This is a genomic window from Allostreptomyces psammosilenae (assembly GCF_013407765.1).
GTDB classification, from domain to species: domain Bacteria; phylum Actinomycetota; class Actinomycetes; order Streptomycetales; family Streptomycetaceae; genus Allostreptomyces; species Allostreptomyces psammosilenae.
Window position 1 is genome coordinate 1,089,224 of sequence record NZ_JACBZD010000001.1, and the last position, 26,643, is coordinate 1,115,866.

21 protein-coding genes are annotated in these 26,643 nt (G+C 74.5%); 10 read left to right on the forward strand and 11 right to left on the reverse strand.

Annotated features, from left to right (window positions below; genetic code table 11):
- Nucleotides 1-51: 51 nt before the first annotated feature.
- Nucleotides 52-699, reverse strand: a complete 648-nt coding sequence (locus tag FHU37_RS04280; protein WP_179812888.1) for a TetR/AcrR family transcriptional regulator — start codon at nt 697-699, stop codon at nt 52-54.
- A 173-nt stretch (nt 700-872) separates the two neighbouring features.
- On the opposite strand from FHU37_RS04280, the gene FHU37_RS04285 reads away from it, so the two are divergent.
- Nucleotides 873-2,384, forward strand: coding sequence for an MFS transporter (locus tag FHU37_RS04285; protein ID WP_179812889.1), 1,512 nt, complete (start codon nt 873-875; stop codon nt 2,382-2,384).
- A gap of 132 nt (nt 2,385-2,516) precedes the next feature.
- Here FHU37_RS04285 and FHU37_RS04290 read toward each other — a convergent pair whose 3' ends face one another.
- Together FHU37_RS04290 and FHU37_RS04295 are read right to left on the reverse strand one after the other, a co-directional pair.
- Nucleotides 2,517-3,293 carry a bestrophin-like domain gene (locus FHU37_RS04290; protein ID WP_179812890.1) on the reverse strand — a complete coding sequence of 259 codons (777 nt, stop codon included), beginning with the start codon at nt 3,291-3,293 and terminating at the stop codon, nt 2,517-2,519.
- Between the two features lie 102 nt (nt 3,294-3,395).
- Nucleotides 3,396-4,289, reverse strand: coding sequence for a hypothetical protein (locus tag FHU37_RS04295; protein WP_179812891.1), 894 nt, complete (start codon nt 4,287-4,289; stop codon nt 3,396-3,398).
- Between the two features lie 143 nt (nt 4,290-4,432).
- Here FHU37_RS04295 and FHU37_RS04300 point away from each other — a divergent pair, with 143 nt between their 5' ends.
- Entirely contained in the window at nt 4,433-5,248 is an 816-nt protein-coding gene (locus tag FHU37_RS04300; RefSeq protein WP_179812892.1) for a class I SAM-dependent methyltransferase, read from the forward strand.
- Nucleotides 5,249-5,285: 37 nt separating this feature from the next.
- On the opposite strand, the gene FHU37_RS04305 is transcribed toward FHU37_RS04300, so the two are convergent.
- Entirely contained in the window at nt 5,286-6,698 is a 1,413-nt protein-coding gene (locus FHU37_RS04305; RefSeq protein WP_218903935.1) for an MFS transporter, read from the reverse strand.
- A 279-nt stretch (nt 6,699-6,977) separates the two neighbouring features.
- On the opposite strand from FHU37_RS04305, the gene FHU37_RS04310 reads away from it, so the two are divergent.
- Nucleotides 6,978-9,284 (forward strand): FAD-dependent oxidoreductase, encoded by a 2,307-nt coding sequence (locus FHU37_RS04310; protein WP_179812893.1) that lies wholly within the window; start codon nt 6,978-6,980, stop codon nt 9,282-9,284.
- Nucleotides 9,285-9,343: 59 nt separating this feature from the next.
- Here the strand turns inward: FHU37_RS04310 and FHU37_RS29220 are convergent, their stop codons facing one another.
- A complete protein-coding gene (locus FHU37_RS29220; protein ID WP_179812894.1) occupies nt 9,344-10,111 on the reverse strand; it encodes an IclR family transcriptional regulator in 768 nt (255 codons plus the stop codon).
- Nucleotides 10,112-10,237: 126 nt separating this feature from the next.
- A complete protein-coding gene (locus tag FHU37_RS04320; RefSeq protein ID WP_179812895.1) occupies nt 10,238-11,899 on the reverse strand; it encodes a DUF8769 domain-containing protein in 1,662 nt (553 codons plus the stop codon).
- A gap of 241 nt (nt 11,900-12,140) precedes the next feature.
- Here FHU37_RS04320 and FHU37_RS04325 point away from each other — a divergent pair, with 241 nt between their 5' ends.
- From FHU37_RS04325 to FHU37_RS04340, 4 genes are read left to right on the forward strand one after another with little or no spacing between them, the layout of a single operon-like run.
- A complete protein-coding gene (locus FHU37_RS04325) occupies nt 12,141-13,511 on the forward strand; it encodes an ABC transporter substrate-binding protein (RefSeq protein ID WP_179812896.1) in 1,371 nt (456 codons plus the stop codon).
- The gene (locus tag FHU37_RS29225; protein ID WP_179812897.1) at nt 13,508-14,473 is read left to right on the forward strand and encodes a carbohydrate ABC transporter permease; all 966 of its coding nucleotides are present in this window, start codon (nt 13,508-13,510) and stop codon (nt 14,471-14,473) included. The genes FHU37_RS04325 and FHU37_RS29225 overlap by 4 nt, the downstream gene beginning before the upstream one ends.
- Nucleotides 14,470-15,363, forward strand: a complete 894-nt coding sequence (locus FHU37_RS04335; protein WP_179812898.1) for a carbohydrate ABC transporter permease — start codon at nt 14,470-14,472, stop codon at nt 15,361-15,363. Before FHU37_RS29225 ends, FHU37_RS04335 begins: the two co-directional genes overlap by 4 nt.
- Nucleotides 15,364-15,373: 10 nt before the next feature.
- Entirely contained in the window at nt 15,374-16,378 is a 1,005-nt protein-coding gene (locus FHU37_RS04340; RefSeq protein ID WP_179812899.1) for a LacI family DNA-binding transcriptional regulator, read from the forward strand.
- Between the two features lie 73 nt (nt 16,379-16,451).
- Here the strand turns inward: FHU37_RS04340 and FHU37_RS04345 are convergent, their stop codons facing one another.
- Both FHU37_RS04345 and FHU37_RS04350 read right to left on the reverse strand, forming a co-directional pair.
- The gene (locus FHU37_RS04345; protein ID WP_179812900.1) at nt 16,452-18,455 is read right to left on the reverse strand and encodes an early set domain-containing protein; all 2,004 of its coding nucleotides are present in this window, start codon (nt 18,453-18,455) and stop codon (nt 16,452-16,454) included.
- Between the two features lie 166 nt (nt 18,456-18,621).
- Nucleotides 18,622-20,706, reverse strand: coding sequence for a hypothetical protein (locus tag FHU37_RS04350; protein ID WP_179812901.1), 2,085 nt, complete (start codon nt 20,704-20,706; stop codon nt 18,622-18,624).
- Between the two features lie 329 nt (nt 20,707-21,035).
- On the opposite strand from FHU37_RS04350, the gene FHU37_RS04355 reads away from it, so the two are divergent.
- Together FHU37_RS04355 and FHU37_RS04360 are read left to right on the forward strand one after the other, a co-directional pair.
- Entirely contained in the window at nt 21,036-22,367 is a 1,332-nt protein-coding gene (locus FHU37_RS04355) for a nicotinate phosphoribosyltransferase (protein WP_179816012.1), read from the forward strand.
- A gap of 193 nt (nt 22,368-22,560) precedes the next feature.
- Entirely contained in the window at nt 22,561-23,559 is a 999-nt protein-coding gene (locus FHU37_RS04360; protein WP_179812902.1) for a DUF8832 domain-containing protein, read from the forward strand.
- Between the two features lie 48 nt (nt 23,560-23,607).
- Here FHU37_RS04360 and FHU37_RS04365 read toward each other — a convergent pair whose 3' ends face one another.
- Nucleotides 23,608-24,294, reverse strand: coding sequence for a DUF305 domain-containing protein (locus FHU37_RS04365; protein ID WP_179812903.1), 687 nt, complete (start codon nt 24,292-24,294; stop codon nt 23,608-23,610).
- A gap of 86 nt (nt 24,295-24,380) precedes the next feature.
- On the reverse strand, nt 24,381-24,839 hold the full coding sequence (locus FHU37_RS04370; RefSeq protein ID WP_179812904.1) for a DUF6153 family protein: 459 nt from the start codon (nt 24,837-24,839) through the stop codon (nt 24,381-24,383).
- A 208-nt stretch (nt 24,840-25,047) separates the two neighbouring features.
- On the opposite strand from FHU37_RS04370, the gene FHU37_RS04375 reads away from it, so the two are divergent.
- A complete protein-coding gene (locus FHU37_RS04375; RefSeq protein ID WP_179812905.1) occupies nt 25,048-25,359 on the forward strand; it encodes a heavy-metal-associated domain-containing protein in 312 nt (103 codons plus the stop codon).
- A 171-nt stretch (nt 25,360-25,530) separates the two neighbouring features.
- Here FHU37_RS04375 and FHU37_RS04380 read toward each other — a convergent pair whose 3' ends face one another.
- Complete coding sequence (locus FHU37_RS04380; RefSeq protein WP_179812906.1) at nt 25,531-26,355, reverse strand: alpha/beta fold hydrolase; 825 nt, start codon at nt 26,353-26,355, stop codon at nt 25,531-25,533.
- Between the last annotated feature and the right edge of the window lie 288 nt (nt 26,356-26,643).

A 26,643-nucleotide genomic window follows, 5' to 3' on the forward strand; every position in this document is an offset into this window, starting at 1 on the left:
CCCGGCCGGGCGCAGAGCCCTCTTCGACCGGGGCGGTGCGCCCCCCTCCGGTCAGCCGCTGCGCCCCGGCTGGGCGGGCAGCGGTTCCGCGTCGGACGCCGGCGTGGAGAAGGCGTGCAGCAGGCCCGGGATGAAGGTGCGGTGCAGACGGCCGTGCGGCAGCGCCACCGGCTCGACGTACGACTGCGCCGTGGCGCCCTCGGCGATGGCCACCAGCAGCCGGGCCAGTTCGTCCAGATCGGCGGTGGGCCGGCGGCCGAGACGGGCGAACACCTTCTCCAGCAGCCGCACGAGCGCCTCCCGCAGCAGCCGGTCGTGCTCCGCCAGGACCTCCGCGGCCTGGCGGTTGCGGATCGCGTAGAGGGTGAACTCCGAGGAGACCAGGAACCAGCGCCGCTCGTACTCGTCCGGATCGGAGAGGTAGGCCAGCACCCGGTCCACCGCCTCCGCGGCCTCGGCCTCGTCGACCAGCGCCTCCATCCGTTCGATCAGGCGCTGCCCGTGGTGGTCGAAGAGGGCGACGAAGAGTTCGTCCTTGGTGCGGAAGTTGGAGTAGAACGCGCCCCGGGTGAAGCCGGCCTCGTTGCAGATGTCCTCGATCGTCGCCGCGTACAGCCCGCGGTCGGCGAACACCCGCAGGGCCGCCTCCAGCAGGCGCGCCTGGGTCCGGGGGCGGCGCCGGGTCACTGCCTTCCGCATGCCCCTCCTTTCTTGACGGTCCGTCTGTCTTGACAGCCCGTGTGATGCAGCTCACGATACACCAACGTATCCAATACATGGATGTATCTCCGATCCTCGGGAGCCGCCGTGGCTGGCACGATCGATGGGGGCGTGGTGCGCATGGTCGTGGTGGACGAGGGCGTGACCGCCCCATGACGGCGGCTGCCCGGGACGAGGCGCCGGCGGTCGACCCGTCCACGCTGCGCGGCGGGGTGAACGCCGCGATGCGTCACCTCATGCCGGCGCTGGTGCTGATGTACAGCATCTCGTTCATCGACCGGATGAACATCACCTTCACCGAGACGCAGCTGAGCGAGGACCTGGCGCTCTCCGCGAGCATGTTCGGGCTGGCCTCCGGGATCTTCTACCTCGGCTACGCGCTGTGCGAGCTGCCGAGCAACCTGATCCTGTACCGGGTCGGCGCCCGGGTCTGGTTCGCCCGGATCATGATCACCTGGGGGATCGTCTCGGCGGCCACCGCCTTCGTCTGGAACGCGCCCTCGCTGCTCGTCCTGCGGCTGCTGCTCGGGGTGGCCGAGGCGGGGTTCCTGCCCGGCGCCGTCTACCTGCTCACCCAGTGGTTCCCGGCCGCCGACCGCGGGCGGGCGAACGCCCGGCTGTTCCTGGGCATCGTGATCGCCGCGGTCCTCGGCGGTCCGCTCTCCGGCCTGCTGCTGGAACTCGACGGCCTGGCCGGGCTGGAGGGCTGGCAGTGGGTCTTCCTGGTCGAGGGCGTCCCCGCCATCCTGATCGGCCTGTGGACGCTGCGCGCCCTGCCCAACCGGCCGGGCGACGCCCGCTGGCTGAGGGCCGAGCAGGCGGCCGCGCTGGAGGCCTCGATCGCCGCGGAGGGGGCGGCGATCGAGCGGCAGCGCGGACCGTCGACGCTCGGACGCATCCTGCGCGACTGGCGGGTGTGGTGGCTCTCCGTGGCCTGCTTCCTGTGGCAGTTCGGCACCAACGGGGTGCTGTTCTGGGTCGCCGACATCATCGAACGCGTCGGCGACCTCCGCCCCACCGCGGTCGGACTGCTCGCCGCCATCCCGTTCACCGCCGGGGCGGTCGGGTTGTTCGTGATCGGCCGGGCCAGCGACCGCGCCCGCGACCTGCGCCGACCGGTGATGGCCGGGCTGCTGCTGGGCGTGGTGGGAGTGCTCGGGATCGCCGTGCTGCCGCCGGTGTGGGGGCTGGTGGCGCTGACCGTCGCCACGTTCGGCGCCACCGGGGCGCAGCCGGCGTTCTGGACGCTGCCCGCCTCCATCCTCGCCGGCCGGGGGGCCGCCGCCGGGATCGCGCTGATCAACAGTGTGGGCCTGCTCGGCGGGGTGGTCGGCCCGGTGGTGGTCGGCGCGACCCGGGACGCCACCGGGGACCTGCGGCTCGGGATGGTGGTCCTCAGCGCCGTGATCGCCCTGTCCACCGTCTTCGTCGCCGCCGCCCGGTTCAGCGCCACCCGCACCAGCGGCGCCACCGGCACCGCGACCGATGCCGGTGGCGCCGTTGACGCCGACGCCGCGACCGACGCCGGTGGCGCGACCGCCACTGCCGCCGCCACTGCCACCGGCACCGCCAATGGGACTGACACTGCCACCGGGACTGACACCGCCACCGCCACCGGGACTGACACCGCCACCGACCGGAAGTTATCCACAGGCGGCAGGTAGGGGGCTGCGCCGCGTGATCCCCCCATGGGATCCTGAAGAAGGGGGTCTCGCGGCCCCCCAAGGGGGGTTTGGGGAGGCGCGGCGGCTGCCTGCGGTGGCGGGCGGGGGGCTGGGCGGCCGTCCCCGTCCGCGCTAGGAGGACGGGGACGCCGGCAGGCCCGGGAACAGGTCCAGGAACGGTTGGCTGTCCACGCCGATGTCCCTGCCGAACGGGTCGTCGAAGGCCCACACCAGGAAGAGGATGAAGGCGATCAGCGCGCTGAACAGCCCGGCCAGCAGCAGTTCGCGGGCCGAGCGGCGGATCTGCAGCGTGAAGACCAGGCCCACGGCCACCAGCGCCCCGACGACCAGCCCGAACCACACCACGCCCGGCATCGTGGGCCCCACGTTCTGCCCCCGGGAAGCGCGAGCCGAGTCCGCGGCGGCCACCTGGTCGAGGATCGCCTGGTACGCGTGGCTCTCCACCTCGTTCGCCGGCGCGCGGTCCATCACCGCGTGCCGCACCTCGTCCAGCAGTTCGGCGCCGCGCGGGGAGAGGGCGTCGTGCTCGGTCATGTACGCCCACTCGGTCTCCACCACATAGGAGACGTAGCCCTCCACCGCGGCCTGGACGCGGTCGCGGACCTCGGGCGGGTAGACCTCCGCCCGCGCACTGACCTCGTGCAGCGCCTGCGCCTCGCGCAGCGCGCTGTCCTGCGCCGCGCCGCGCGCCTCCCAGACGCCGGCGATCGCCAGGCCGAGGACGATGGCGTAGACCACGCCGATCATCATCGTCATGTACTCGATGACGTCCGGGGTCTCCGACGGGTCGTCATCCTCCCCGATCCGGCGCTGCCTGAGCACGACCACCACGATCACCACGGCACAGGCCGCCAGCATGGCGACCCCCAGGGCAACCCATTCCGACACGTTCGGCTCCCGTACGGTCCTGGACGACTTCGGTCACGACGTTGGGTGCGCCCCGCCGGCCCGGCCGGGTCGGCGGCGCGCGGTGGGGTCGGCGACGCCGGGTCAGCGGCCGCGCCCGGCGCCGCCGCCGGGCCGCGAGCGCGGGCGCAGAACCGCGGCGGCCACCACCGCCGGCACGGTGACCAGCAGCATGGTGGTGAGCGTGGAGCGGCCGGCCGGGGCCGGCGGCGGGTCGGCGGCGGCGTACGGCACGGGGAACTCCGGCGCGGGGCTGGGCGTCGCCGTGGGCGGCGCCGGAGGGGAGGGCTCGGCCGGCGCCGTCGTCGGGGGTGAGGGGGCGGCGGCCGGTGGTGGTGGAGGCGCCGGCGTGGGCGGCACCAGGGTGCGGGCCGCCGGGGGAGGGGGCGGCGACGGTTGGGCCGGCGGCGCGCTCGTCGCCGTGGGCGGGCGCGCGGGGGCGGTGGCGGGGGGCGGTGTGGTCTCCGGCGGCGGAGACGGAGGAGGCGGCGGCGGTGACGGCGGAGGCGGGGTGGTGGGGGGCGGCGTCGGCGTGGGGGAGGGCGTGGGGCTGACGGGCGGGGACGGCTTGGCGGGCGTGGGCAGCGGAGGGCGTGGGGGCACCGAGGGGGGCTTCGGGCACTCCGGGTGGTGGTGGTCCGCCGGGGCGACCGCCGGCGGCCGGCCCGGCCCCGTCGACACGTCCACCTCGACCTCGGTCCCCCAGCCCCAGGGCCACGGCCACACGCACAGCACGACGTTCACGCCGAGGCCCTCCGCCGGCCGGCCCGCGTGGCCGGCCGCGTGGGTACCGTCCGTGTCGGCGGTGACCGCGTGGGTGTCGGCCGGGTCCGGGCGGTTGCCCGAGACGCCGAGCAGCGCGCAGCACAGCACGGACGTCCCCACGACGGCCCCCACCCGCCGGACCACCCCGGCTCGCCCGCGACACCTCACGACGAAGATCATCCAGTCGTTCCGGCGGGCGAGGGTGGCGCTCATCGGGGGATTAACCCGAAGGAGGGAACGGGGCGGCGAACAGCCTCCGCGCTACGCCCTGTTCTGCTACAGGAGGCCGCCGACGGAGCGGGTTCATTCTCTTGTGTGGATTTACAAAATTCTGAAGATCGAACTAGGATGAGCCCATGGACGCCGAGAGGGTGCGGTTGACCGGGACGAAGGAGACGCTCCTCGCCACCCTCCACGCCCGTGCGCTGGACGCCGAGTCGGCCAGTCCGGTGCTCGGCGACACCATGGCCGCCGAGACGGTCCGCCGGATCGACTACGACTTCCGCCGCACCCGGGTGACCCCGGGCAACGCGCCCGGCGTCGCCATGCGGGCGAGGCAGCTGGACGCCTGGACGGCCGAGTTCCTGGCCGCCCACCCGCAGGCCACCGTCCTCCACCTCGGCTGCGGCCTGGACACCCGGGTGTACCGGCTGGATCCCGGGCCGGGCGTGCGCTGGTACGACGTCGACTACCCCGAGGTGATGGAGCTGCGCCGGCGCCTCTACCCGTCCCGCGCCGGCTACACCATGATCCCCTCCTCGGTCACCGACCCGGAGTGGCTGTCCGGCGTCCCCGCCGACCGGCCGGTGCTGGTGGTCGCCGAGGGCCTGACCATGTACCTGACGGCCGAGGACGGCATCCGGCTGGTCCGGCGGCTGGTGGACCACTTCCCCGGCGGGGAGCTGGCGTTCGACGTGATCAGCCGGTTCGGCATCCGGCTGCAGAGGCTCAACGCCACCCTCCGCAGCGCGGGCGCCACCCTCCACTGGGGCGTCGACGACCCGCGGGAGCTGGAGCGGGTCAGCCCGCGCCTGCGCTGCGTCGCCGCGCTCTCCGTCTTCACGCTGCCCGGCGGCGAGCGGCTCCCGCTCGGCCACCGCGCCCTGCTCCGGGTGGTCGGCCTCCTCCCCGGCGGCCGGCGGATGATGCGCCTGCTCCGCTACCGGTTCTGAGCCCCGGCCGGCCGGGCGCCGGCCTCGTCGGCGCGGGTCAGGTGACCAGCGGGGTGCGGGCGGTCTCCCGGGTGCGCAGGATCGTCAGCAGGGAGACCAGGGCGATCAGCATCACGTAGAAGGCGGGGGCCAGGTCGTACCCGGTGGAGCCGATCAGCCAGGTGGCGAAGTAGGGGGTCATGCCGCCGAAGAGGGCGGTGGCGACGTTGTAGGCGACGGCCATCGCGCCGTAGCGCAGCCGGGTGGGGAAGAGCTCGGCGATGGCGGCGACGCTCGCCCCGTCGAAAGCGGCCATGCAGACGCCGAGCGCCACCATGGCCAGGCAGGCCAGGACCGCGTCGCCGCGGGACATCAGCCAGAAGGCCGGCCAGGCCAGCGCGACGAAGCCGGCGCAGGCGGAGAGCATCACCGGCTTGCGGCCGACGCGGTCGGAGAGCGCGCCCATGAACGGCACCATCGCGGCGACGGCGAACAGGCCCAGGGTGGTGACGCCGAAGGCGGCCACCCGCTCGAAGCCGAGGGTGTTCTGCAGGTAGCTCGGCATGAAGGTCTGCAGCGACCAGTGGCCGACCGACTTGATCAGCATGAACCCGACGCAGAACAGCATGGCCCGCCAGGTGGTGCGCAGGCTCTCCCGGATCGGCGCGGCGGGGGTCCGGCCGGCCTCCTTCAGACGCCGGAAGTCCGGGGTGTCCTCCAGGCGGGTGCGCAGGTAGATGCCGGCCAGGCCCAGCGGCGCGGCCAGCAGGAAGGGGACGCGCCAGCCCCAGGCGTCCATGGCGTCCCCCAGCGTGGCCGTGAGCAGCAGCACCAGGCCGGAGCCGGCGACGAAGGCGGCGAAGCCGGTGGTGTCGAGCCACGACGCCAGGAAGCCGCGGCGGTGCACCGGGGCGTACTCGGCCACCAGCGCGGTGGCGCCGGCCGTCTCCCCGCCGGCGGCGAAGCCCTGCACCAGGCGGGCGAGGACCAGCAGTGTCGGGGCCAGCAGGCCGGCGGTGGCGTAGGTGGGCAGCAGCCCCATGGCCAGGGTGGCGACCGAGGTGGTCAGGACCACCAGTGCGAGGGTGCGCTGCCGGCCGAGCCGGTCGCCGAGCGAGCCGAAGAACATCCCGCCCAGCGGGCGCATCACGAACCCGGCGCCGAAGGCGGCGAACGAGGCGAGCAGGGACGCCTGGGGGTTGTCGGAGGGGAAGAAGTTCTGCGCCAGGATCACGGCCAGGGTGCCGTAGATGCCGAAGTCGAACCACTCGACGAAGTGCCCCACCCCCGCCGCGACCAGCACCCGGCGCAGGGTGCGCGGCTCCACCGGCTCCACCGGCTCCACCGACACCGCCGGCACCGGATCCGCCGGCTGCTCCGGTGTCCGCGGCGAGGCGGCCCCGGTCCCGGGCCCGCGCTCGGGCGCGCGGGTCTCGGCGGTTCCCGGCCGCGGTCGTCTGCTGCTGGCCACGTGTCCTCCCCTGGGTCCACGCAGGGCGCCACGCCGCCCGGGCGGCGGCTCGCGCGCGGACGGGCGGAAGCCTCGCCGCGGGAGCTGCCCTGCTGTGCGGCGAATGTAGACCCGTTTCCATATGTTGCATAGGGGATGCACAATGTGGGATCACGTCCCTGTGAGAGGGCCGGATGTGCCGTCAACTTCCCCCGTGCACGCGGCGGTCGCCCGCCGACCCGCCGTCCGGCCCGCCACCCACCACCGCCCGCGCCGCGGTCGGGAAGGAGCACGCACGCCGTGAGAGAAGAAACGGTTCGCCATGACATCACCGTGGTCGGAGGCGGCCTGGCCGGCGTCTGCGCCGCGATCGCCGCGGCCCGCCTGGGGCGGCGCGTCGCGCTGGTGAACAACCGTCCGGTGCTCGGCGGGAACTCCAGCAGCGAGGTCCGGGTGTGGGTCTGCGGGGCCACCGCCCACGGGGTGCACCGCTTCGCCCGGGAGACCGGGATCATGGGCGAGCTCTACACCGAGAACCAGTACCGCAACCCGGACGGCAACCCCTACTACTGGGACCAGGTCGTGCTCGACGCCGTCCTGGCCGAGCCCAACATCGCCCTGTACCTCAACACCGACGTCCGCGAGGTGGCGGCGGGCGGCCCGGAGGAGAACCGGACCATCCACTCCGTCACCGGATGGACGACGGGCTCCGAGCTCCTGACCACCTTCACCGCCGACGTCTTCCTGGACTGCACCGGCGACGGCCTGGTCGGCCACCTGGCCGGCGCTCGCCACCGGATCGGCCGGGAGGCCCGCGCCGAGTACGGCGAGTCCTGGGCGCCGGAGCGGGCCGACGCGGAACTGCTCGGGTCGACCATCCTCTTCTACACCAGGGACGCCGGACACCCCGTCAAGTTCGTCCCGCCCTCCTACACCAAGGACCTCGCCACCACCCCGATCCTGCGCAACCGCGTCCTGCGCACCGGCGACAACGGCTGCGACTACTGGTGGATCGAGTGGGGCGGCGGCATGGACGTCGTCCACGACAACGAGCGGATCCGCGACGAGCTGTGGTCGGTGGTCATGGGCGTGTGGGACCACATCAAGAACTCCGGCGAGTTCGACGCCGACACCCTCACCCTGGAGTGGGTCGGCTCCGTGCCCGGCAAGCGCGAGTACCGGCGCTTCGTCGGCGACCACGTCCTCACCCAGGACGACATCCTGAGCCAGCGCCGGTTCCCCGACCGGGTCGCCTTCGGCGGCTGGTCGATCGACCTCCACCCGGTCGAGGGCATGTACGCCGCCACCCCCGGCGCCCGCCAGCGGTACGCGGACGGCGTCTTCCACATCCCGCTGCGCAGCCTGTACTCCGTCAACGTCGGCAACCTCCTGCTCGCCGGCCGCGACATCTCGGCGTCCCACGTGGCCTTCGGCGCCACCCGGGTGATGGCCACCTGCGCCGTGGTCGGCGAGGCGGCCGGAACCGCCGCGGCGCTCTGCGTCGAGCACGGCCTCACCCCGCGCGCCCTGGCCACCGACCACCTCGACCTGGTCCACCGCACCCTGCTGCGCCAGGACGCCTCGGTGCTCGGAGTGGCCAACACCGACCCGGACGACCTGGCCCGGGCCGCCCGGGTCACCGCCTCCTCCACCCTGCGCGCGCTGGACGTCGACCCCACCGACCCCACCGGACCCGCCGGACCCACCGGGGCGGAGGTGACGCCCTGTCCGCTCACCCGCGACGTCGGCCTGCTGCTCCCGGTCGACCCGCGCCTGGACGCCGTGGAGCTGCTCGCCTCCACCGACCTGCCGGACGGCGCCGAGCTCACCGTGGAACTGTGGGACACCGGCCTGCCGGAGAACGGCGTCCCGGTGAACCACCTGCTCACCCGCACCGCCCCGGTGCCGCCCGGCGGCCGGCACTGGGTCCGGGTGCGGCTGGACCACCACCCGGAGCACCCCGGCAACGCGGTGCTGATCGTGCGGGCCCACCGGGGCGTGGCGCTGGCGCTGGCCGACGTCCGCCGCGCCGGCGTGCTCGCCCTGCGCCACCGGGCGCCCGGCGACGCCGCGGTCGACCACGACATCCCCGAGGAGGAGGGGCAGCGGGTGCTCCAGTGGTCCGCCCGGGAGCTTCGCCGCCGCTCGTTCTGCTTCCGGGCCGCCCCGGCCACCGAGGCCTTCGCACCGCAGAAGGCCGTCGGCGGCTACCAACGCCCCTACGGCGGCCCGCAGATGTGGTCCTCCGCGGCGGTGGCCGACCCGGAGCGGGTCGGCGAGCACCTCCAGCTCGACTGGGACGCCGAGGTGCGGTTGGGCACCGTGCACCTGGTGTTCGACGACGACGTGGACGAGTACCTGAACAACCTGCACCGGCACCGCACCCCGTTCGAGGTCATGCCGGAGCTGGTGCGCGACTACCGGATCGAGGCGCGCACCGCCGACGGCGGCTGGCGCACCGTCCTGACCGGCCGGGGCAACCGCCGGCGGCACGTCGTGCACCGCCTCGCCGAGCCGGTGCGCACCGACGGGCTGCGGGTGGTGGTGGAGGCCACCCACGGCGCCCGGCACGCGCACCTGTTCGCCGTCCGGGCCTACTCCGCCTGACCGTGCGCGGCCGTCCGAGCGCTCCCGCCCCGGACCGGTGGACCCGGGCCGGCGGCCGGTCAGTGCGCGCCGAGCGCCTGGCTGATCGCGTCCGCCGCCTCGATCACCTCGCGGACCAGTTCCGCGCGGCGCCGCGGCTCGTTCAGCACCGAGGCCGGCCCCCACAGCGACACCCCGGCGACCACCGCGCCGCCGGAGTCCACCACCGGGGCGGCCACCGAGGCCCGGCCGAGGGCGCGCTCCTCCTCCTCGACGGCGTAGCCGGCGCGCCGGATCTCCTCCAGCACGGCGTCCAGGGCCTCGTGCGAGGTCACGGTGTGCTGGGTGTGCGCGGGCAGCTCCGCGCCGAGCAGCGCGCGGCGTTCCCCGGGCGACATCCCGGACAGCAGGCACTTGCCGATCCCGGTGGCGTGCAGCGGCGCGGTGTGTCCCGCCTGGGTGTACGCCTTCGGCGCCCGGGGGCCCTCGAAGTTGCACAGGAACATCAGCTGGTCGTCCCGGCGGACGGCCGCGTTGGCGCCCAGGCCGGTGCGGGCGGCCAACTCCTGCAGCACCATGCGGGAGGCGCGGTGCACCGGATGCTGGTTGACGGCGACCGCGGCCAGCGGCAGCACCCCGAGCCCCACCCGGTACAGGGCGCTGACCGGATCCCGTTCCACCAGGTCGAGCTGCTCCAGGGTGGCCAGCAGCCGGGAGGTCGTGGAGGTGCCCAGTCCGACGATCTGGGCCACGTCCGAGACGCGGAGCTGGGGGCGGTCCGGGCCGAAGGCGCGCAGCACGGCCACGGCGCGTTCCACGCTCTGGTTGGTTCCCGGCTCCGCTGGCACCGCACGCTCCTCGACGACCGTGCCGCACGCCGCGCGCGGCACGGTCCAGGAGCTTACCGAGCCCTCCGGCGGGCCCGTCCGGCGGCGGGGAGGCGGCGGGAGGGTGCGGCGCCGGCCGTCCGCCGTTCAGCGTCGGAACGGGGTGGGGTGGTCGGGCACGGTGACGGCCAGGTCGTCCCAGTGCCAGCGCAGGTCGGTGCCGCCGTCGGGGGCGCGGGTCAGCGGGGCGTCGCGGTGGGGTTCGCCGCCGGCGAGCAGTTCCAGCGCGAAGGCGGCCCGCAGCCGCGCGTGGTGGAAGTCGACGTCGCGGGGCGGGCCGGCGTGCAGCACCACCTCGATCCGTGCCTCGTCGCCGTCGACCACCGCCTGCCAGGAGGCCGTTCGGCCCAGGAACTCCGCGTCGGCGGTGTGCACCACGGCCCGCCGGTCGCCGGCGCACAGCGCGAAGCGGCCCCGGCCCAGGGGCCGTGCCGTCACCCCGCGGCCGCGCAGGCCGACCCGCAGCCGCAGCTCGCGCACCCGGAAGACGCTGCCGGCGGGCCGGTCGAGCTCGGGGTGGAAGTCCCCGGAGTCGTAGCTGAGCCACCACGCGGACAGCACCCGTGGGCCGTGCTGGACCTGGCGGCACCAGGCGGCGCTGAGGTCGTGCCCGTTCAGCAGCATGCGGGCGCGCAGCCGCACGGCGGGATCCCGGCTGGTCCGCCAGTAGCCGAGCAGCACCTGACGTTGCGTCCAGGCGAACTCCTCGTTGACCGAGCCGAGGCAGGCGTCCTCGGTGAACCAGCTGGTGCCCACGGTGTCGCCGCCGGCGGGGGTGTCGGCGGAGGAGGCGAAGCGGCTGCGCAGTTCGAGGGGGTCGGCCGGCAGCGCCCGGAACCGCCGCGCGACGGCGGGTGGGCAGGGCAGCGGTGGCACCAGCGAGGGCTCGGTGGCGGTGCCCTCCCGGGCGGCGATCGCGGCACCGGTCCGGGCGGCGAGGTAGTCGGCGAGCTCCGGTCGCAGCCAGTCGTGGTAGCCGCGGCTGACCGGGCCGGCGAGCTGTCCGGTGCCGGGGTGGAAGCGCTCGGCGAGGGCCGCCCAGGTGTGCTCCCGCAGCGTCCGGGCGGTCGCGGTGAACGACGGGTCGGTGACGGCGAGGGCGGCGCGCTCCAGCTCCTCCAGCACCACGCGGCCGTAGGCGGGGGAGTTGTACTCGGTGAAGCCGTCGGTCTCCCGGAGGAGCGCGAGCACCGCGCCCAGCCGGCGCCGCCCGTAGTCCAGCAGGGCGCGCTCGTCGAGCAGTTCGCCGGCCGCGGCGGTCACCACGGCGCCCATCACGGCGATGTTGGTGTACGCCGGGCCGACGTCGCGGCGGACGATCGCCCGCGCCGCGTGGCGCAGCGCGTCGCGCACCCGGGCGCGCAGCGGGGCGTCGAGGGCGTCGCCGTGCGCCGCCAGGACCTGGGCCAGCCGCACCCCGATGAAGTCGGCCCAGTTCCAGTCGGCCGGCGCCATCCGCTCCGGCGGCTCCTCCAGGAACCAGCCCCAGATGCCGTGGTGCTCCGAGCGCGGGTCGGTGACCTGGAGGTCGACCAGCGCGGTCAGCACGTCGTGGGCGCGGGCCACCCGCTCGGCGCCGCCGTCCTGGAGCAGGGCGATCGCGTAGTCGGCGGCCTCCCGGGTCTGGTGGGCGGGGGTGCCGTCGGGGATCCGGGTGTGGTAGCCGGGACCGCTGGCGCGGCACCACGGCATGCGCGCGACGGGGTCGTACCGGGCGTCCAGCCGAGTCAGGTAATCCTCACGCTGCACCGTGCGTCATCCCTTCGGAGCGTGGTCCGGGTGGTCCTTCACGGTTCGCCGGAGTGTTGCTTAAGCGCATCAGTAGCGTGGCCGAGCGTAACCCCGGAATTGGGGGTGGTCAACCGGTATGGCCTGCATGTGTTTCCGGAAGTCATTCTACTTATGCGCTTCAGCGAATCCGTTGACAGTGCGGCGAACGGTAATTCATAGTGGCCGCCACGTGAGGACCGTCACACCCAATGGAGTTCCCATGAGACGACGTCTGCGCGGCTTACTCGTCGGTTTCCTGAGCGCCACCCTCGCCACCACCGCCGTCACCGGATGCTCCTCCGCCCCCGGCGGCGCCCCCGGGGACGTCACGATCACCGTCGCCGGTCTTCCGCCGGCCACCCAGCCGAACGTGCGGCGGCAGTTCCTGGAGCAGGTCGCCGCCTTCGAGGAGGCGAACCCGGGCATCGACGTCCAGCCCACCGAGACCGAGTGGGAGGCGAGGACCTTCGCGGCCCGGCTCGCCGGCGGCCGGCTGGAGACGGTGCTGCGGGTCCCGCTCACCGAACCCGCCCGGATGTTCGCGCGCGGCCAGATCGCCGACATCACCGCCGAGGCTGCCGCCCTGCCGCACGCCGACGCCTTCGACCGCCGCGCGCTCGCCCCGGTCACCGACCCCTCCGGGCGCCTGTTCGGCCTCCCCGTCAGCGAGTACGCCCTCGGCCTGGTCTACAACCGGGAGCTGTTCGCCCGGGCCGGACTCGACCCGGAGCGGCCCCCCGCCACCTGGGAGGAGGTCCGCCGCGCGGCCGCGGCGGTGTGGGAGGCCACCGGGGTCGCCGGCTTCGCCATGCCGACCACCAACAACACCGGCGGCTGGGTCCTCACCGCGATGACCTACACCCACGGCGGCCGGATGGAGCAGGAGGTCGACGGCGCCACCGTCGCCACCTTCGACACCGAGCCCGCCCGCGCCGCCCTCGACCTGCTGCGCGCCATGCGCTGGGAGGACGCCTCCATGGGCACCCAGCACCTGCGCAACGCCGCCGACATCGGCAAGGACTTCGCCGCCGGACGGGTCGCCATGATGGTCGCCACGCCCAGCTTCTACGTCGAGCACGTCACCCAGTACGGCGGCGACCCGGCCGCCTACGGCATGGCCGCGCTGCCCTCCGCCGGCACGCCCGCCACCCTGCTCGGCGGGGACGTCGCCGTCGTCAGCCCCACGGCCACCGCCGAGGAGCGCGCCGCGGCGGTCGCGTGGATCGACTTCTACTACCTCAAGCGCAAGTACGACCCGGCCTTCGCCGAGACGGTCGCCGCCTCCCTGGCCGCGGACGACGTCCCGGTGGGCTTCCCCACCGTCCCGCTCTACGGCCCGGAGGTCACCGAACCGGCGCGCCAGGCCGAACTGCGGCACGCCAACGTCCCGGTGGAGAACTTCCGGCCGTTCGAGACCGGCCTGGCCGAGCAGGAGTTCGTCACCGAGCCGCCGGTGGCCGCGCAGGAGGCGTACGCGGCGCTCGACGCGGCCGTCCAGGCCGTGCTGACCCGCCAGGACGCCGACCCGGCCGCCGAACTGCGCAGGGCGCAGGAGAAGGCCGCCCCCGCGCTGGCGCGGGACCAGCGGTGAGCGGCGGCACCCGGAGCCCGGCGGCGACACCCCGCCGGCACCCCCGCCCCCGCCCGCACGTCCGGCCCCCCGGCCGCCCGGGCCGGCGCCGCCCCGGCGCCGCCCGCCGCGCCCTCGCCGCGCTGGCGTTCCTGCTGCCCACGCTGCTGGTGTTCGGGTACTTCGCCTGGTGGCCGATCCTGCGCAGCGTCACGCTCAGCTTCCAGCACACCAATCTGATCGACCCGCCGAGCTGGGTGGGGTGGGCCAACTTCGGCTACGTGCTGACCGACCCGCTGCTGGCCACCACCGTCCGCAACACCGTGTGGTTCGTGCTGCTCGCCCTCGTCCTCGGCTTCCCGCTGCCGCTCTTCCTGGCCGTGGTGATGTCCGAGCTGCGCCGGTTCGGCGCGCTGTTCCGGGTCCTGGTCTACCTGCCGGTGGTCGTGCCGCCGGTGGTCGCCGTGCTGCTGTGGCGCTGGTTCTACGACCCCGACTACGGGCTGTTCAACCAGGCCCTGGGGCTGGTCGGGCTCGGCCCCTACCCGTGGCTGCAGTCCACCGCCACCGCCATGCCGAGCCTGGTCCTCCAGGCCACCTGGGCGGCGGCCGGCTCCAGCGTGCTGATCTACCTGGCCGCGCTGGTGTCCGTCCCCACCGAGCTGTACGAGGCCGCGGAGATCGACGGCGCCTCGATCCGGCGCCGGCTGTGGCACGTCACCCTGCCCCACCTGCGCGGAGTGCTGCTGGTCATGCTGCTGCTGCAGATCATCGGCACCTTCCGGGTCTTCACCGAGCCGTTCGTGCTCACCGACGGCGGCCCCGAGGACTCCACGACGACCATCCTGCTGCTGATCTACCGGTACGCCTTCGTCTACGGCGACTACGGAGCCGCCGCCGCCCTCGGCGTGCTGCTGGCGATCGCGCTCGCCGCGCTGTCCGCCGTCTACCTGCGCGCCACCCGGAGGTGGAACCCCTCATGAGCGACGACGACGAACGCCGCGGCCGCGGCCTGCTCTCCGGCGCCGACCGGCGGCGCCCGGCCGTGCGCCGCGGGCTGCGCGCGCTCCAGGGCGGGCTGCTGCTCGGCACCGCGATCGCCGGGCTGGGGCCGCTGCTGTGGACGGCCAAGGGCGCGCTGTCGCCCACCCAGGAACTGCTGCGCGAACCGCTGCGCCCGTGGCCCTCGCAGCCGCAGTGGTCCACCCTGGTGGCGGCCTGGACGGAGCTGCGGATCGGTCACTACCTGCTGAACACCGTGGTGCTGGTGGGCGGCTCGTGGTGCGTCCAGCTCCTGGTGGCGGTCACCGGGGCCTTCGCCCTGTCCGTGCTGCGGCCCCGCTACGGCCGGGTGGTCTACGGCGCGGTGCTCGCCACGCTCTTCGTCCCCGGCACGGTCTCGCTGGTCGCGCTGTACCTGACCGTACTGGACCTGCCGCTGACCGGCGGTTCGATCGCCGGCACGCCGTGGGCGGTGTGGCTGCCGGCCGGGGCGCACGCCTTCAACGTCCTGATCATGAAGCAGTTCTTCGACGCCCTGCCCCGCGAACTCCACGAGGCCGCGCAGGTCGACGGCGCCGGGCCGTGGCGGCTGTTCTGGCAGATCACCATGCCGATGTCCCGGCCCATCCTGGCCATCGTCTCCCTGCTGGCCGTCATGGAGTCCTGGAAGGACTTCCTCTGGCCGATGATCGCCATCTCGGACACCGAGGCCCAGCCGCTCGCCGTGGCGCTGCCCCGGCTGGCCGACCTGGCGGAGCAGAACCAGGTGATCGCCGGCATGCTGGTCGCCGTCGTGCCGCCGCTGCTGCTCTTCCTGGTCTTCCAACGGCACGTCGTCCGAGGCATCAGCTTCACCGGCCTCAAGGGATAGGCTTCCGGTCGTGAAGAGGCCGACCATCGCGGACATCGCCCGGCGGGCGGGCATCTCCCCGAGCGCGGTCTCCTACGCGCTCAACGGCCGGCCGGGCGTGTCCGAGGCGACCAGGGCACGCGCCCTGGCCGTGGCGGAGGAACTCGGCTGGCGGCCCAGCGTGGCCGCCCGCGCCATGGCCGGGGCGCACTCCGGCGCGATCGGCCTGGTGGTGTGCCGGCCGCCGAGCATACTGGGCGCCGAACCCTTCTTCATGGAGCTGCTCAGCGGGATCGAGGCGGCGCTCAAGCCGCGCTCGTACGCCGTGATGCTGCAGATGGCGGACGACCAGGAGGCGGAGATCGCCGTCTACCGCCGCTGGTGGGCGGAGCGCCGGATCGACGGCGCCCTCCTGGTCGAGGTGCACGTCTCCGACGAGCGGATACCGGTCCTGTCCTCCATCGGGCTGCCCGCCGTGGTGATCGGCGGGCCGTCGGTCGACGAGAGCTCCCCGGTGCACGAGACCGTGGACTACCTGCACGCGCTGGGCCACCGGCGGATCGCCCGGGTCGCCGGACTGCCGCACCTGGTGCACACCCGGACCCGGGACGAGGCGTTCGCGCTGGCCTGCGCGCGGCACGGGCTGGAGCGGTGCCCCACCATCCACGCCGACTACACCGGGGAGGAGGGCGCCCGGGCCACCCGGCGGCTGCTGAGCTCCGCGGAGCGCCCCACCGCGATCATCTACGACAACGACATCATGGCCGTGGCCGGGCTCTCCACCGCGCAGGAGATGAACGTGCGGGTGCCCGAGGAGCTGTCCCTGGTGGCCTGGGACGACTCCCAGCTGGCCCAGGTGGTCCGGCCCGCGCTGACGGCCGTGCGCCGCGACGTCCCGGCGATGGGCGGTGACGCCGCGCGGGAGCTGCTGGCCCGGATCCACTCCGAGCCGGTGCCGCCCGCGGTCGCCGAGCCGGCCCGCCTCACCAGCAGGGGCAGCACGGCGCCGCCGCCGGCGGAGGTCGCCGGCGGCTGAGCGGGCGCGCGGGCCGGGCGCCGCCGGTGCCCCCGCGTCGAGACCTCCGCGGGGGCACCGGCGTGGGCGGCCGTCAGGTGGTGGGCGCGACCACCGTGACGGTCGCCGCCGTGCGGTAGACGTCCAGCCCGTAGCTCATCGTGATGGTCTCGCCGGGGGCGGTCTGCAGGATCCCGTCGCCCGGCCGTGCCGCACCGGCACCGGTGCGCAGGTTCGCCCAGAAGTCGAGGGCGCTCGCCGACGCCTCCCGCACGCTGACGGTCTCCACGTCGCCGCCGCTGCCGGTCACCCGCACCACCGCCGACTCGGCCGTCGCCGCGTCGAGGTTGAGCGGCGCCCGCAGCCGGACGGCCAGTTCCTCGCCCACCGCGATCCGGCTGATCGCGCCGAGCCGGTCCGCCCGGTAGCCGCGCATCACGGACTGGTCGCTGGCCAGCTGGGACAGGCTGGCGTTCCAGGCGCTGTTGAAGGCCACCCAGCCCTCGGTGTACCCGAGGTCGGCTGCGGGGTCGTAGGGGTAGCTGGCCTCCTTGGGGGAGCCGTCGAGCACGCCGCGGACCTCCTCCAGCTCCCCGGCGCCCTGCCCCGGCGGGTACTCCTCCGGCCAGCCGCGCTCCACGCCCTCGAAGCCCTCGGGGGTCGCGGCGTCGTGCGAGAAGTGCGCGTCCGCCGGGTTGCGCCCGAAGACGTTGTCGATCTGGGCCGTCGCGATCCGGCGCAGCGCCGCGATCCGCTCCGGGTCGTCGAGGACCCGGGCGGCGGCGAGCGCGGCGGCGGGGAACCCGGCCACGTTGCCCGGCTCGTTGTACTGCGGGATGACCCACAGCGTGTCGGAGTAGCGGCGGAAGTCCCACATGTTGTCCGACCGGGCGATGGCGACGTCGGCCCACTGGGTGATCTTCTCCCGCAGGCCGATCGGGGCCCGGGCGCCGTACCGCTTGAGGAAGTAGGCCAGGGCCTCCACGGTGATGTGCTCGCTCATCCGCTGGCCCTTGGTGGTGGCGGGGTCGTTCCAGTCCAGGTGGGCGATGATCCACGCCGCCTGGTCGTGGGCGGCCCGGAAGTAGCGGTCGGGGTCCGGCAGGCCGTCCCTCCGGGCGACCTCGTACATCATCAGGTTGGGGATGATCGAGTGGCCGGGCGGGAGGGAGCCCTTGCCGGTGCCGATGACGGTCTGGGTCTGGAACAGGTCGGCGCTGTGCTCGACGTCGTACCAGTTCCACCGGTCCCGGGCCGGATCGCCCCACAGCCGCACCAGGTGGTCGCGGGCCCGGTCGTACTGCGCGCGCGGAATCCAGCGCGACAGGTGCGGATAGGCGTACAGGAACCAGGCCAGCTGCTCCTTGAGCAGGTCGTGGTTGACCCGGCCCTGCAGGTAGAGGTCCACGCCCCAGTTGATGAGTTTGACGATCTCCGGCGCGTCCGGCGTGGTGGGGACGGCCAGCCCGTCGTAGCGGCCGGTGGCCGGGGCACGGGTGAAGGCGTCCGGGTTGGTGAGGAACAGCCGGATCAGCCCCTGGAGCTCGAAGGAGAACTGGTGGCTGTCGCGCCAGGCCACGCCGGTGTTCCCGCGGTTGCAGTGGTTGCCGGCCGGATCGGTGTGCACCAGCGCGGCGGCGTCCCCGTGGGCGCAGCGGGACTCCACCATGAAGTCGACGGCCCGCTGGAGGGAGACCCGGTACGTCCAGTAGGGGCCGATGCCGAACGGGTGGGAGCTGCCGGTGCCGGCGCTCCCGGTGACGGTCACCACGTACGGTCCGGGCGCGGTCGGCTGGAAGGCGGTGAAGTCGCCGACCCCGCCGCGCACCTCGCCCCGGAACAGCACCGTGGCGTTCCCCTGCCGGGTGATGGTGAACGGGCTGCCCTCATCGGCGAGCGGCGCGGTGAACCGCTTGGGCCGGTCGACGTCGTAGCCGGACTGGTTGACCAGGACGGCCTGGGTCGTGGCGGCGGACGCGGCGCCGCCACCGGGGGCCAGGGCGGATGCGGTGGTGGGGGCCAGGGAGGTGGGGAGGAGGAGGGAGAGCGCGAGCGCCGCCACGGTGACGGGCCGTTGGGGGCGGGTGCGAGGCCTCACGCGGTGCCTGCCTTTCTGCCGGGAGTCTTCTGCCGTGGGCTTTCTGCCGGGGAGCTTCGTGCCGGGGAGCTTCGTGCCCGGGGGACGGGGCCGGGGTGGTGCCGCCCCCGCGACGCCGGGCGTCGCGGGGGCGGGCCGGGTGGGGGGAGCGCTCCGGGACCGCCCGTCAGCCGGACGCCCCGCCGAGGTGGGCGAACTCGATGGTCCGGTTGGTGTCGCGCATGATGTCGGTCATCTCGGTGTAGGGCTGGTCCTGCTGGTTGACCAGGCCGAAGTTGTAGTTCTCGCCGTCGCCGGGCCTGCCGGTGACCGCCTGGTCGTAGTAGACGAACCAGCCGGAGCCGACGAACACCGGGCTCGCCGCCTGGGCCTGGAGGAACGCCCGGTACTTCTCGCCCCGGTCGGCGATGTCGGCGCAGCTCACCGCGGCGTTGATGGCCCGCAGGCCGCGACCGGCGCAGTTGAAGGAGTACTCCAGGTTCAGCACCGGCTTGTCGTACGGCTCGAACTGCGCGAGGTAGCCGGCGTTGTCGCTGTAGACGTCCAGGGAGATGGCGTCCAGGTGCGCCCTGCCGCCGACGATCCACTCGGTGCTGGAGCGCCAACCGGGGACCAGGGCCGAGCCGAGGAACAGGTGGTTCGGGTCGTCGGCGCGGATGGCCTGGCGGATGCCGGCGTAGTACTCCTCGGACGCCAGGGTGATGAAGGCGCTGAGGTCGGCGGCGGGGACGCGGGCGACGTCGACGGGCGTGGCGGTCAGTTCCTCGAAGGAGGACGCGGCCGTGCCCAGCACGGCGTTGACCCGGGCGATGTCGCCGCCGTAGGCGTCCGCCAGGTAGGCGGAGAACGCCCGCTTGGCCGGCAGCGTGCCGTCGCGGCGCAGCGCCTCGGCCACCACGTCCCGGTTCCAGCCGCGTTCGTTGTCGAAGAAGTAGCCGATCAGCCAGGGGTCGTGCCGCAGCGCGGTCACGTCGACGTGCCGGTCGAGCTTGGCCTGCCACTCGGGGTCGAAGGGGTCGGGTGCCCACAGGATCCGCACCGCGTCGGGCGGCACGGTCACCTGCTCGATGTAGGGGGCCTCGATGGCGGGGTCGCGGGTCCACTTGCTGAAGGCGTTGAAGCCCCAGTCGATCAGCCGCCTGCGGGTGACCTCCCGCCAGGCCTCCTGGTAGTCCGGGCCGTACTTGCGCATCAGGTTGGCCCGCAGCAGGGAGACCACGTCGCCGTACCGGGAGGTTCCGTAGGCGGGGGCGTAGGCGTCCGGATCCGGCAGCTCGGCGAAGACGTCCCGGGCGCTGCCGTCGGGGTTGCGGTAGACGGTGCCGTAGCCCCACTCCTGGTCGGAGACGGCGTCGACGCCCTTGAGGAAGAACAGGTGGCCCTGCGGGGTGACGAACCACCAGCGGCCGTCCACCTTCTCCAGCCGGAAGTACCCGGTGGCCCGGTGGTTCCCCAGCTGGCGCAGGCCGCCGTAGCGGTCGTACCGGCTCCGGTCCCACTCGACCGTGGCGAGGTGGGCGGCCTCCCGGGCGGCGTCGTCGCGCAACTGCTGGTCCGAGGTGATCTTGCCGGGCCAGTCCTGGTAGAGGTACTGCCCGTAGCGGTCGACGAGCCGGGTGTACCGGGCGAGTTCGGCGCGCATCTGCTCGGCGGTCAGCGGCGGCGCGGGGTCCGCTCCGGGTGTGCCGGTGCCCTGCCGCAGCTCGATCTCGGTCAGCGGGATGTGCAGGTACTGGTTCCTGCGCAGCAGTTCGATCCGGACGAACCGGGCGGAGCGGTCGTGCATCGGGACGGTCAGCCGGTAGTTCAGCTCGGTGCGGGCGCGGGTGGCCACCTGGGCGACGGAGTAGGTGGTGGCGGCCTCCGACCGGTAGGTGACGGTGGCCTCGTCGAACCCCCAGTACTGGTTGGGCGCGTTGCTCAGCAGCGTGATCGACTCCAGGGGGACGTCCCTGAGCAGGTCGAAGACGACCGCGACGGTCTTCGGGGCGTCCGCCCTGCCCCGCCAGCCGACGTTCTGGCTCAGGTCGTGGTCGAACAGTTCGCCGGAGGTGAAGGGGATCAGACCGCCGGCGTTGTCCGGGACGCCGTCGTCGGGTCTGACCCCGTGGAAGTAGTTGCCGGTCTCCACCGTGCCGGTGGTGACCGTGGCCGGGTCCGCGGCGAGGGCCCGGCCCCATGCCGACGGGAGGGCGAGCAAGGGAAGGAGGAGGAGCGCGGCCAGGGCGAGGCGGGGAATCCTGGGCGGCATGACAAAAACCCTTCAGTTGCGCGGCGGGCTGCGCGGACACCGGCGGGCGGGTGTCCGTCGCGCGGCGGGCAGGCGACCCCGCCGCTTCTCGGGTGACACCATTCTGGCTGGTCAGCGGCGGTTTTGTGGGAGCGGGTGAAGGATCGGGCCAGTGCCTGCCGAGTTCCACCATCACGAATCGTTGAGTTCATGTCAACGAGTCGGTACGCACTGTTTCCTTAAGCGCTAAAGCGGTCCGGTCCGGCTCGCCGCGCGCACCGCGGTTCGCCGCCCGCGGCCGGGGTAGCCGCCAGCGGCGAGGGAGCCCACGCACGATGTCCGATGCCACGATCTCCGACGCACTGACGACCGATCTGTACGAGGCCACCATGGCCCTGGCCTATCTGAGGGAGGGCATGGGCGGGGAGGCCACCTTCAGCCTGTTCGTCCGGAAGCTCCCGCCGAACCGGGGCTTCCTGGTCGCCGCCGGGCTGGAGTCGGCGCTGGACTACCTCGCCCGGCTGCGCGTCGGCCCCGCCGACGTCGACGCCCTGGCCGCCGCCATGGGGCGGCCCTCGGCCGACCTCGCGCCGCTGCTCGGGCTGCGCTTCCGGGGAGAGGTGCGGGCCGTGCCGGAAGGCCGGATCGTGCTCGCGGGCGAGCCGTTGCTGGAGGTCACCGCGCCGCTGCCGCAGGCGCAGCTCGTCGAGACGTACCTGCTGAACCAGGTCAGCCACCAGACCACCATCGCCTCCAAGGCCGCCCGGTGCGTGCTGGCGGCGGACGGCCGCCCGGTGGTGGACTTCTCGCTGCGCCGCACCCACGGTGTGGAGGCGGGCATGCGGACGGCCCGGCTGGGCGCCCTGGTCGGCTTCGCCGCCACCAGCAACGTCGCCGCCGCCACCGCCTACGGCCTCACCGCCACCGGCACCATGGCGCACTCCTACGTCGAGACGTTCCCCAGTGAGGAGGCGGCCTTCCGCGCCTTCGCCCGCGCCCATCCCGGACCGGTCACCTTCCTGGTGGACACCTACGACACCGAGGCCGGCGTCGCGGTGGCCGCCCGGGTGCTGCGCGACCTCGGCCACGGCCCCGGCTGCGCGGTCCGGCTGGACAGCGGAGACCTCGGCGAGCTCGCCGTGCGGGCCCGGCGCGTCCTGGACGCGGCCGGGCTGTCCCAGGTGCGCGTCATCGCCAGCGGCAGCCTGGACGAGTACGCCGTCGACGCGCTGGTCCGCTCCGGGGCGCCGATCGACGTCTACGCCGTGGGCACCCGGGTCGGCGTGTCCGCCGACGCCCCCTACCTCGACTCCGCCTACAAGCTGGTGCAGTACGACGGCCGTCCGGTGATGAAGCTGTCCTCGGCGAAGGTGACGGCACCGGCACCGAAGCAGGTCTTCCGCGCCCCGGGGTTCGCCGACGTGATCGCCCTGCGGGAGGAGGCCCCGCCGCCCGGCGGCGCGCCGCTGCTGGAGACCGTCATGCGGGACGGCCGGCGGACCGGTGAGCCCGCCCCGCTGTCGGTGGCGCGCCAGCGCTTCCTGGCCGATCTCGCCGAACTCCCCGGGGCCGCGCGGCGGATCACCGATCCCGAGCCGCCCCGGCCGACCGCCTCCGAACCGCTGGCGCAGCTCACCGAGCGGGTGCGCGCGCGGATCGCCGAGCGGCTCTCGCGCGGGTAGCGCCGCCCCCGTGCCGGGACGGCCCCCGGAGCCTGGCCACACCTCCTACCCCCGCGACACCCCCTACCCCCCAGGGGTAGCCGGCATCCGTTTGCCACCCATACCCCCTATGGGTATCCTCCGAGTGTCGTTCCGCCGCCGCGGTGGCCGCGGGACTCCCGACGCCCGGAAACCGAAGAGATGGGGGACGATCATGAACACAGCCACCAGGGTGGCCGTCTATGTCGCGGGCCTGGCCGTGGTGTTCGTGGGGGCGATGGGCGTGGGCGACGCCGTCGGCCCGGTGCGGGCGGACCCGGCCCCGAGCGCGTCCCCCGGCGCGGAGGCCGACCACCCGGCCGGCCACGCCGCGGACCCCGGTCCGGGCCCCACCGGCGCCCCGGCGCCGGTGGAGCAGTCCGCGGGCCTCGCCGTGACCCAGGACGGCTACCGCCTCGAACTGCTGGACCAGGGCCACGCCGCGGGACGGGCGGGGGAACTGCGGCTGCGGCTGCTCGGGCCGGACGGCGCCCCGGTGACCCGCTACGAGCTCCGCCACGAGCGGGAACTCCACCTGATCGTGGTCAGCCGGGACCTCGCCGACTACCAGCACCTGCACCCGGTCCGGGACGCGGAGGGCACCTGGAGCGTGCCGTTCACCCCGGAGCGGGGCGGCGGCTACAAGGTCTTCGCCGACTTCGCGGCGGCCGGCGCCGCCCGGGAACTCACCCTCGCCACGGACCTCCTGGTCGCCGGCCCCGGAGCACCGGCCCCCGCCGCCGTGCCCTCCGCGCAGGTGCGCACCGCCCGGGTGGGGGAGTTCGAGGTGGCCCTGTCCGGGGAGACGGCGGCGGGCGCCGCCTCGACGCTGACCTTCACCGTGACGCGCGACGGGGAGCCGGTCACCGACCTGGAGCCGTACCTGGGCGCGCTCGGCCACCTGGTGGCGCTCCGCGCCGGCGACCTGGCGTACCTGCACGTCCACCCGGTCGAGCAGACCGGCCCCGACGGGCCGCGGATCGTCTTCCAGGCGGAGGTCCCCAGCCCGGGCGACTACCACCTGTTCCTGGAGTTCCAGCACGCGGGCGAGGTGCGCCTGGCCCGGTTCACCACCACGGCGGCCGACGGCTCGTCACCGACCGGGTCCGAGGCCGAGGAGCACGCGGCCGACGAGCACGGGGAGGCCCCGGCCGAGGGGGGCCACGAGCACTGAGGACCTCCACGTCGGGGGGCGGCGGAACGCCGCCCCCCGACGCGTGTCTCAGCCCCGCCGGCCGAGCTCGTCGAGCATCTGCCGCATCCGGTCGATCTCGGCCTGCTGGGTCCGGATGACCTGGCCGGCGAGCTCCACGGCCGGCGGGTAGGCGCCGTCCTGCTGTTCGGTGGTGGCCATCGCGACCGCGCCCTCGTGGTGGCGGATCATCATCTCCATCCACATCCGGTCGAACTCGGTGCCGGAGGCGGCCTCCAGCTCGGCCATCTCCTCCTCGGTCATCATGCCGTCGCCCTCGGACGCGCTGGGCGAGCCGTGGTCGCCGTGGCCGCCGTGGTCCATGTCGCCCATGTCGCCCTGCTGGGGGACGTCCTCGCCCCAGGCGGTGAGCCAGGCGGTCATGGTGTCGATCTCGGGCTGCTGGGCCCGCTCGACGGCGTCGGCCAGGTCGCGCACGGCGGGGTCGGCGGCCCGGTCGGCGGCCAGCTCGGCCATCTCCACGGCCTGCCGGTGGTGCGGGATCATGCCCTGCGCGAAGGCGACGTCGGCCGCGTTGTGCTCGCCGGCCGGCACGGTGGCCGAGCCGCTGGGGTCGGCCGCCGCGCCGGCGCCGGCGCCGCCGGCGGTGGCGGTGTCCTGCTCCCCGCCGGCACAGCCGGTCAGCGCGCCGGCGGTGGCCAGGGCGGCGACCGCGAGGGCGGTGGTACGGACGATGCCGAGCTTGCGGGTGTTCACGATGGTTCTCCTGCGAGGTCGTTCCAGACGGTGGCGGGCGTGTCGGAGCAGGGGCCGGCGTGGCGCGGCCCCGGTGACCCGTCGGTCTAGATCCGCAGGACGGACAGCGCGGCGAGATCGGGAGGCGCCCGATCGGCCTCGCCGGCCGGTGCGAGGTTGGCGTGGGCGGGCGCGGCCTGGCCGCCCGTCCCGGACAGCGGAGCGGGGCCCGGCACCGGCAGCTCCGGGCCGCCGACGACGCCCGGGGCCAGGCAGCTCGGCCCGACGTGCGTGGCGTGGTCGACGCCGCCCTGGCGGTGGTCCTCCCGCCGCTCCTCCGGGTGGTCCGGCGGGCCCGCCCGGCCGGCCCGGTGGCCGGGCGCGTGCGGATCGAGCGGTGCCGTCGCCGCCGCAGGCGGGGCGGGGGCGGGGTGGCGCTCGGTGGCGAAGCCGGCCGGAGCGGCCAGGCCGTGCATGCCCAGCAGGCCGACGAGGAGCGCCAGCACCCCGGCGGCCCGCGTCAGCGCGGGCGTCACCGGGGTGCGCGGGCTCCTCGTGATGCACATGCGGCACAGTCTACGGATACTCCCGGGCGGTATGTGCTGGTCCGGTCCGCGTGTCACCCGGTGGCGGGAACGGCCGTCCGGCGGCGCCGGCGCACCGCGCTTTACACATACCCCCAGGGGGTACTACATTCGGGGCTGAGGCGAGGCCCCCGGAAGCCCGGGACGGCCCGCCCCGACCATCCGCCGAGCAGCCACCACGAGGAGAGCCATGTCCGAGAACGCGACCACCGCGACCGCCGCCACCGCCGGGACCGGGTCCTGCTGCGGCAGCTGCTCCACCGCCGCGCCCGCGGCCGAGGCCGCTCCGATCAGTGAGGTGTACCTGGTCAGCGGCATGACCTGCGGCCACTGCGTCGCGTCCGTCACCGAGGAGGTCGGCGCCCTGGACGGCGTGCGGTCCGTGGACGTCGAGCTGTCCAGCGGCCGGGTCACCGTCGGCAGCGACCGGCCGCTGGAGTTCGCCGCGGTGGCCGCCGCCGTCACCGAGGCGGGCTACGAGCTCACCGGCAAGGCGGAGTGATCCGCCGCGACACCGGGTGCGGGCGCCGGGGCGAGGATCCACCTCGCCCCGGCGCCCGCGCGTGTCCCGCCGGAGGCCGGGGGCGGGGGCCGGCAGGGCCCCGTGCGGCGGCCCGGTGCGCGGTCGTCGGCGCGCGGTTGCCAACGGGCGGTGACCGGCGCCGGCGGTGGATCAGCCCCGGTCCACCGTGGCGAGGAAGTCGCGCAGCAGGTCGGTGACGGCGTCCGGCCGCTCCAGGGTGCTGCTGTGGCCGGTCGCGGGCAGCGTCTCCAGCCGTGCTCCCGCGACCCCGGCCGCGATCCGCTCAGCCTCGGCCGGCGGTAGGGCGCGGTCGTCGGCGCCGGCGACGACCAGGGTGGGCAGGTGGATGTTGCCGAGCTCCGCGCGGACGGGGGCGCGGTCGGTGACGCCGAGCACCGCCCGGCGCACCCCCGCGCGGCCCGGCCGGCGCAGGCGCCTGGTCCACTCGTCGATCACCGGCCGGCTCCCCCGGGACCCGAGGAACGCCGGTCCGAACATCAGCGGGAGCACCTGGCGGCGCACCAGCATGATGCCGCCGACCCGGTAGGCGGAGGCCAGCAGCCGGTACCGCCCCAGCCGGCTCGGGTCCTCCGCGTCGGCGCTGGTGTTCAGCAGCGTCAGCGAGCGCAGCAGTCCGCCGTGGCGTGCGGCGAGGCGCTGTCCCACGAATCCGCCCATCGACAGGCCGACGTAGTGCACCGGCGCGCCGCCCAGCGCCCTGATCAGGGCCGTGGCGTCGTCGGTCAGGGTGTCCATGTCGTACCCGGAGGCGGTGGCCGGGGTGGCGCCCTGGCCGCGCCAGTCCAGCGCCACGCAGCGGTAGCGCCGCCGCAGTGCGGCGATCTGCGGGTGGAACATCCAGCCGCTGAACAGCAGTCCGTGGCCGAACACGACGGTCGGCGCGTCGGGTCGGCCCGAGGGGGGCCCGGTGTCGGTGTAGGCGATCACGGCGTCGTCGACCTTGAGCGTCGGCATCTGCGGCTCCTCCTCGGCAGGGGCGTGACGCCACGGCCGGGGCCGACCATGGGGGCCTGGCCGGCGGTGCCCAGCGCGGAGCGGGGCAGCAGGATAGGAACGCGCCCAGCGGCGGACCACCGGCCCTTCGGGCAACCTTTCGAGCCGGTCCCCGGGTGCTGCCGCCCGCCGTCCGGCCGACGAGGGCTGGAAAGTTTCGGCTGGCCTGGCCAGTCCCGGCCGTGCGCCAGGGCGTGTGGGAGACCGTCGCGAGAGGTATTGACGCCCTTCTTCCCGGTACCTATCGTC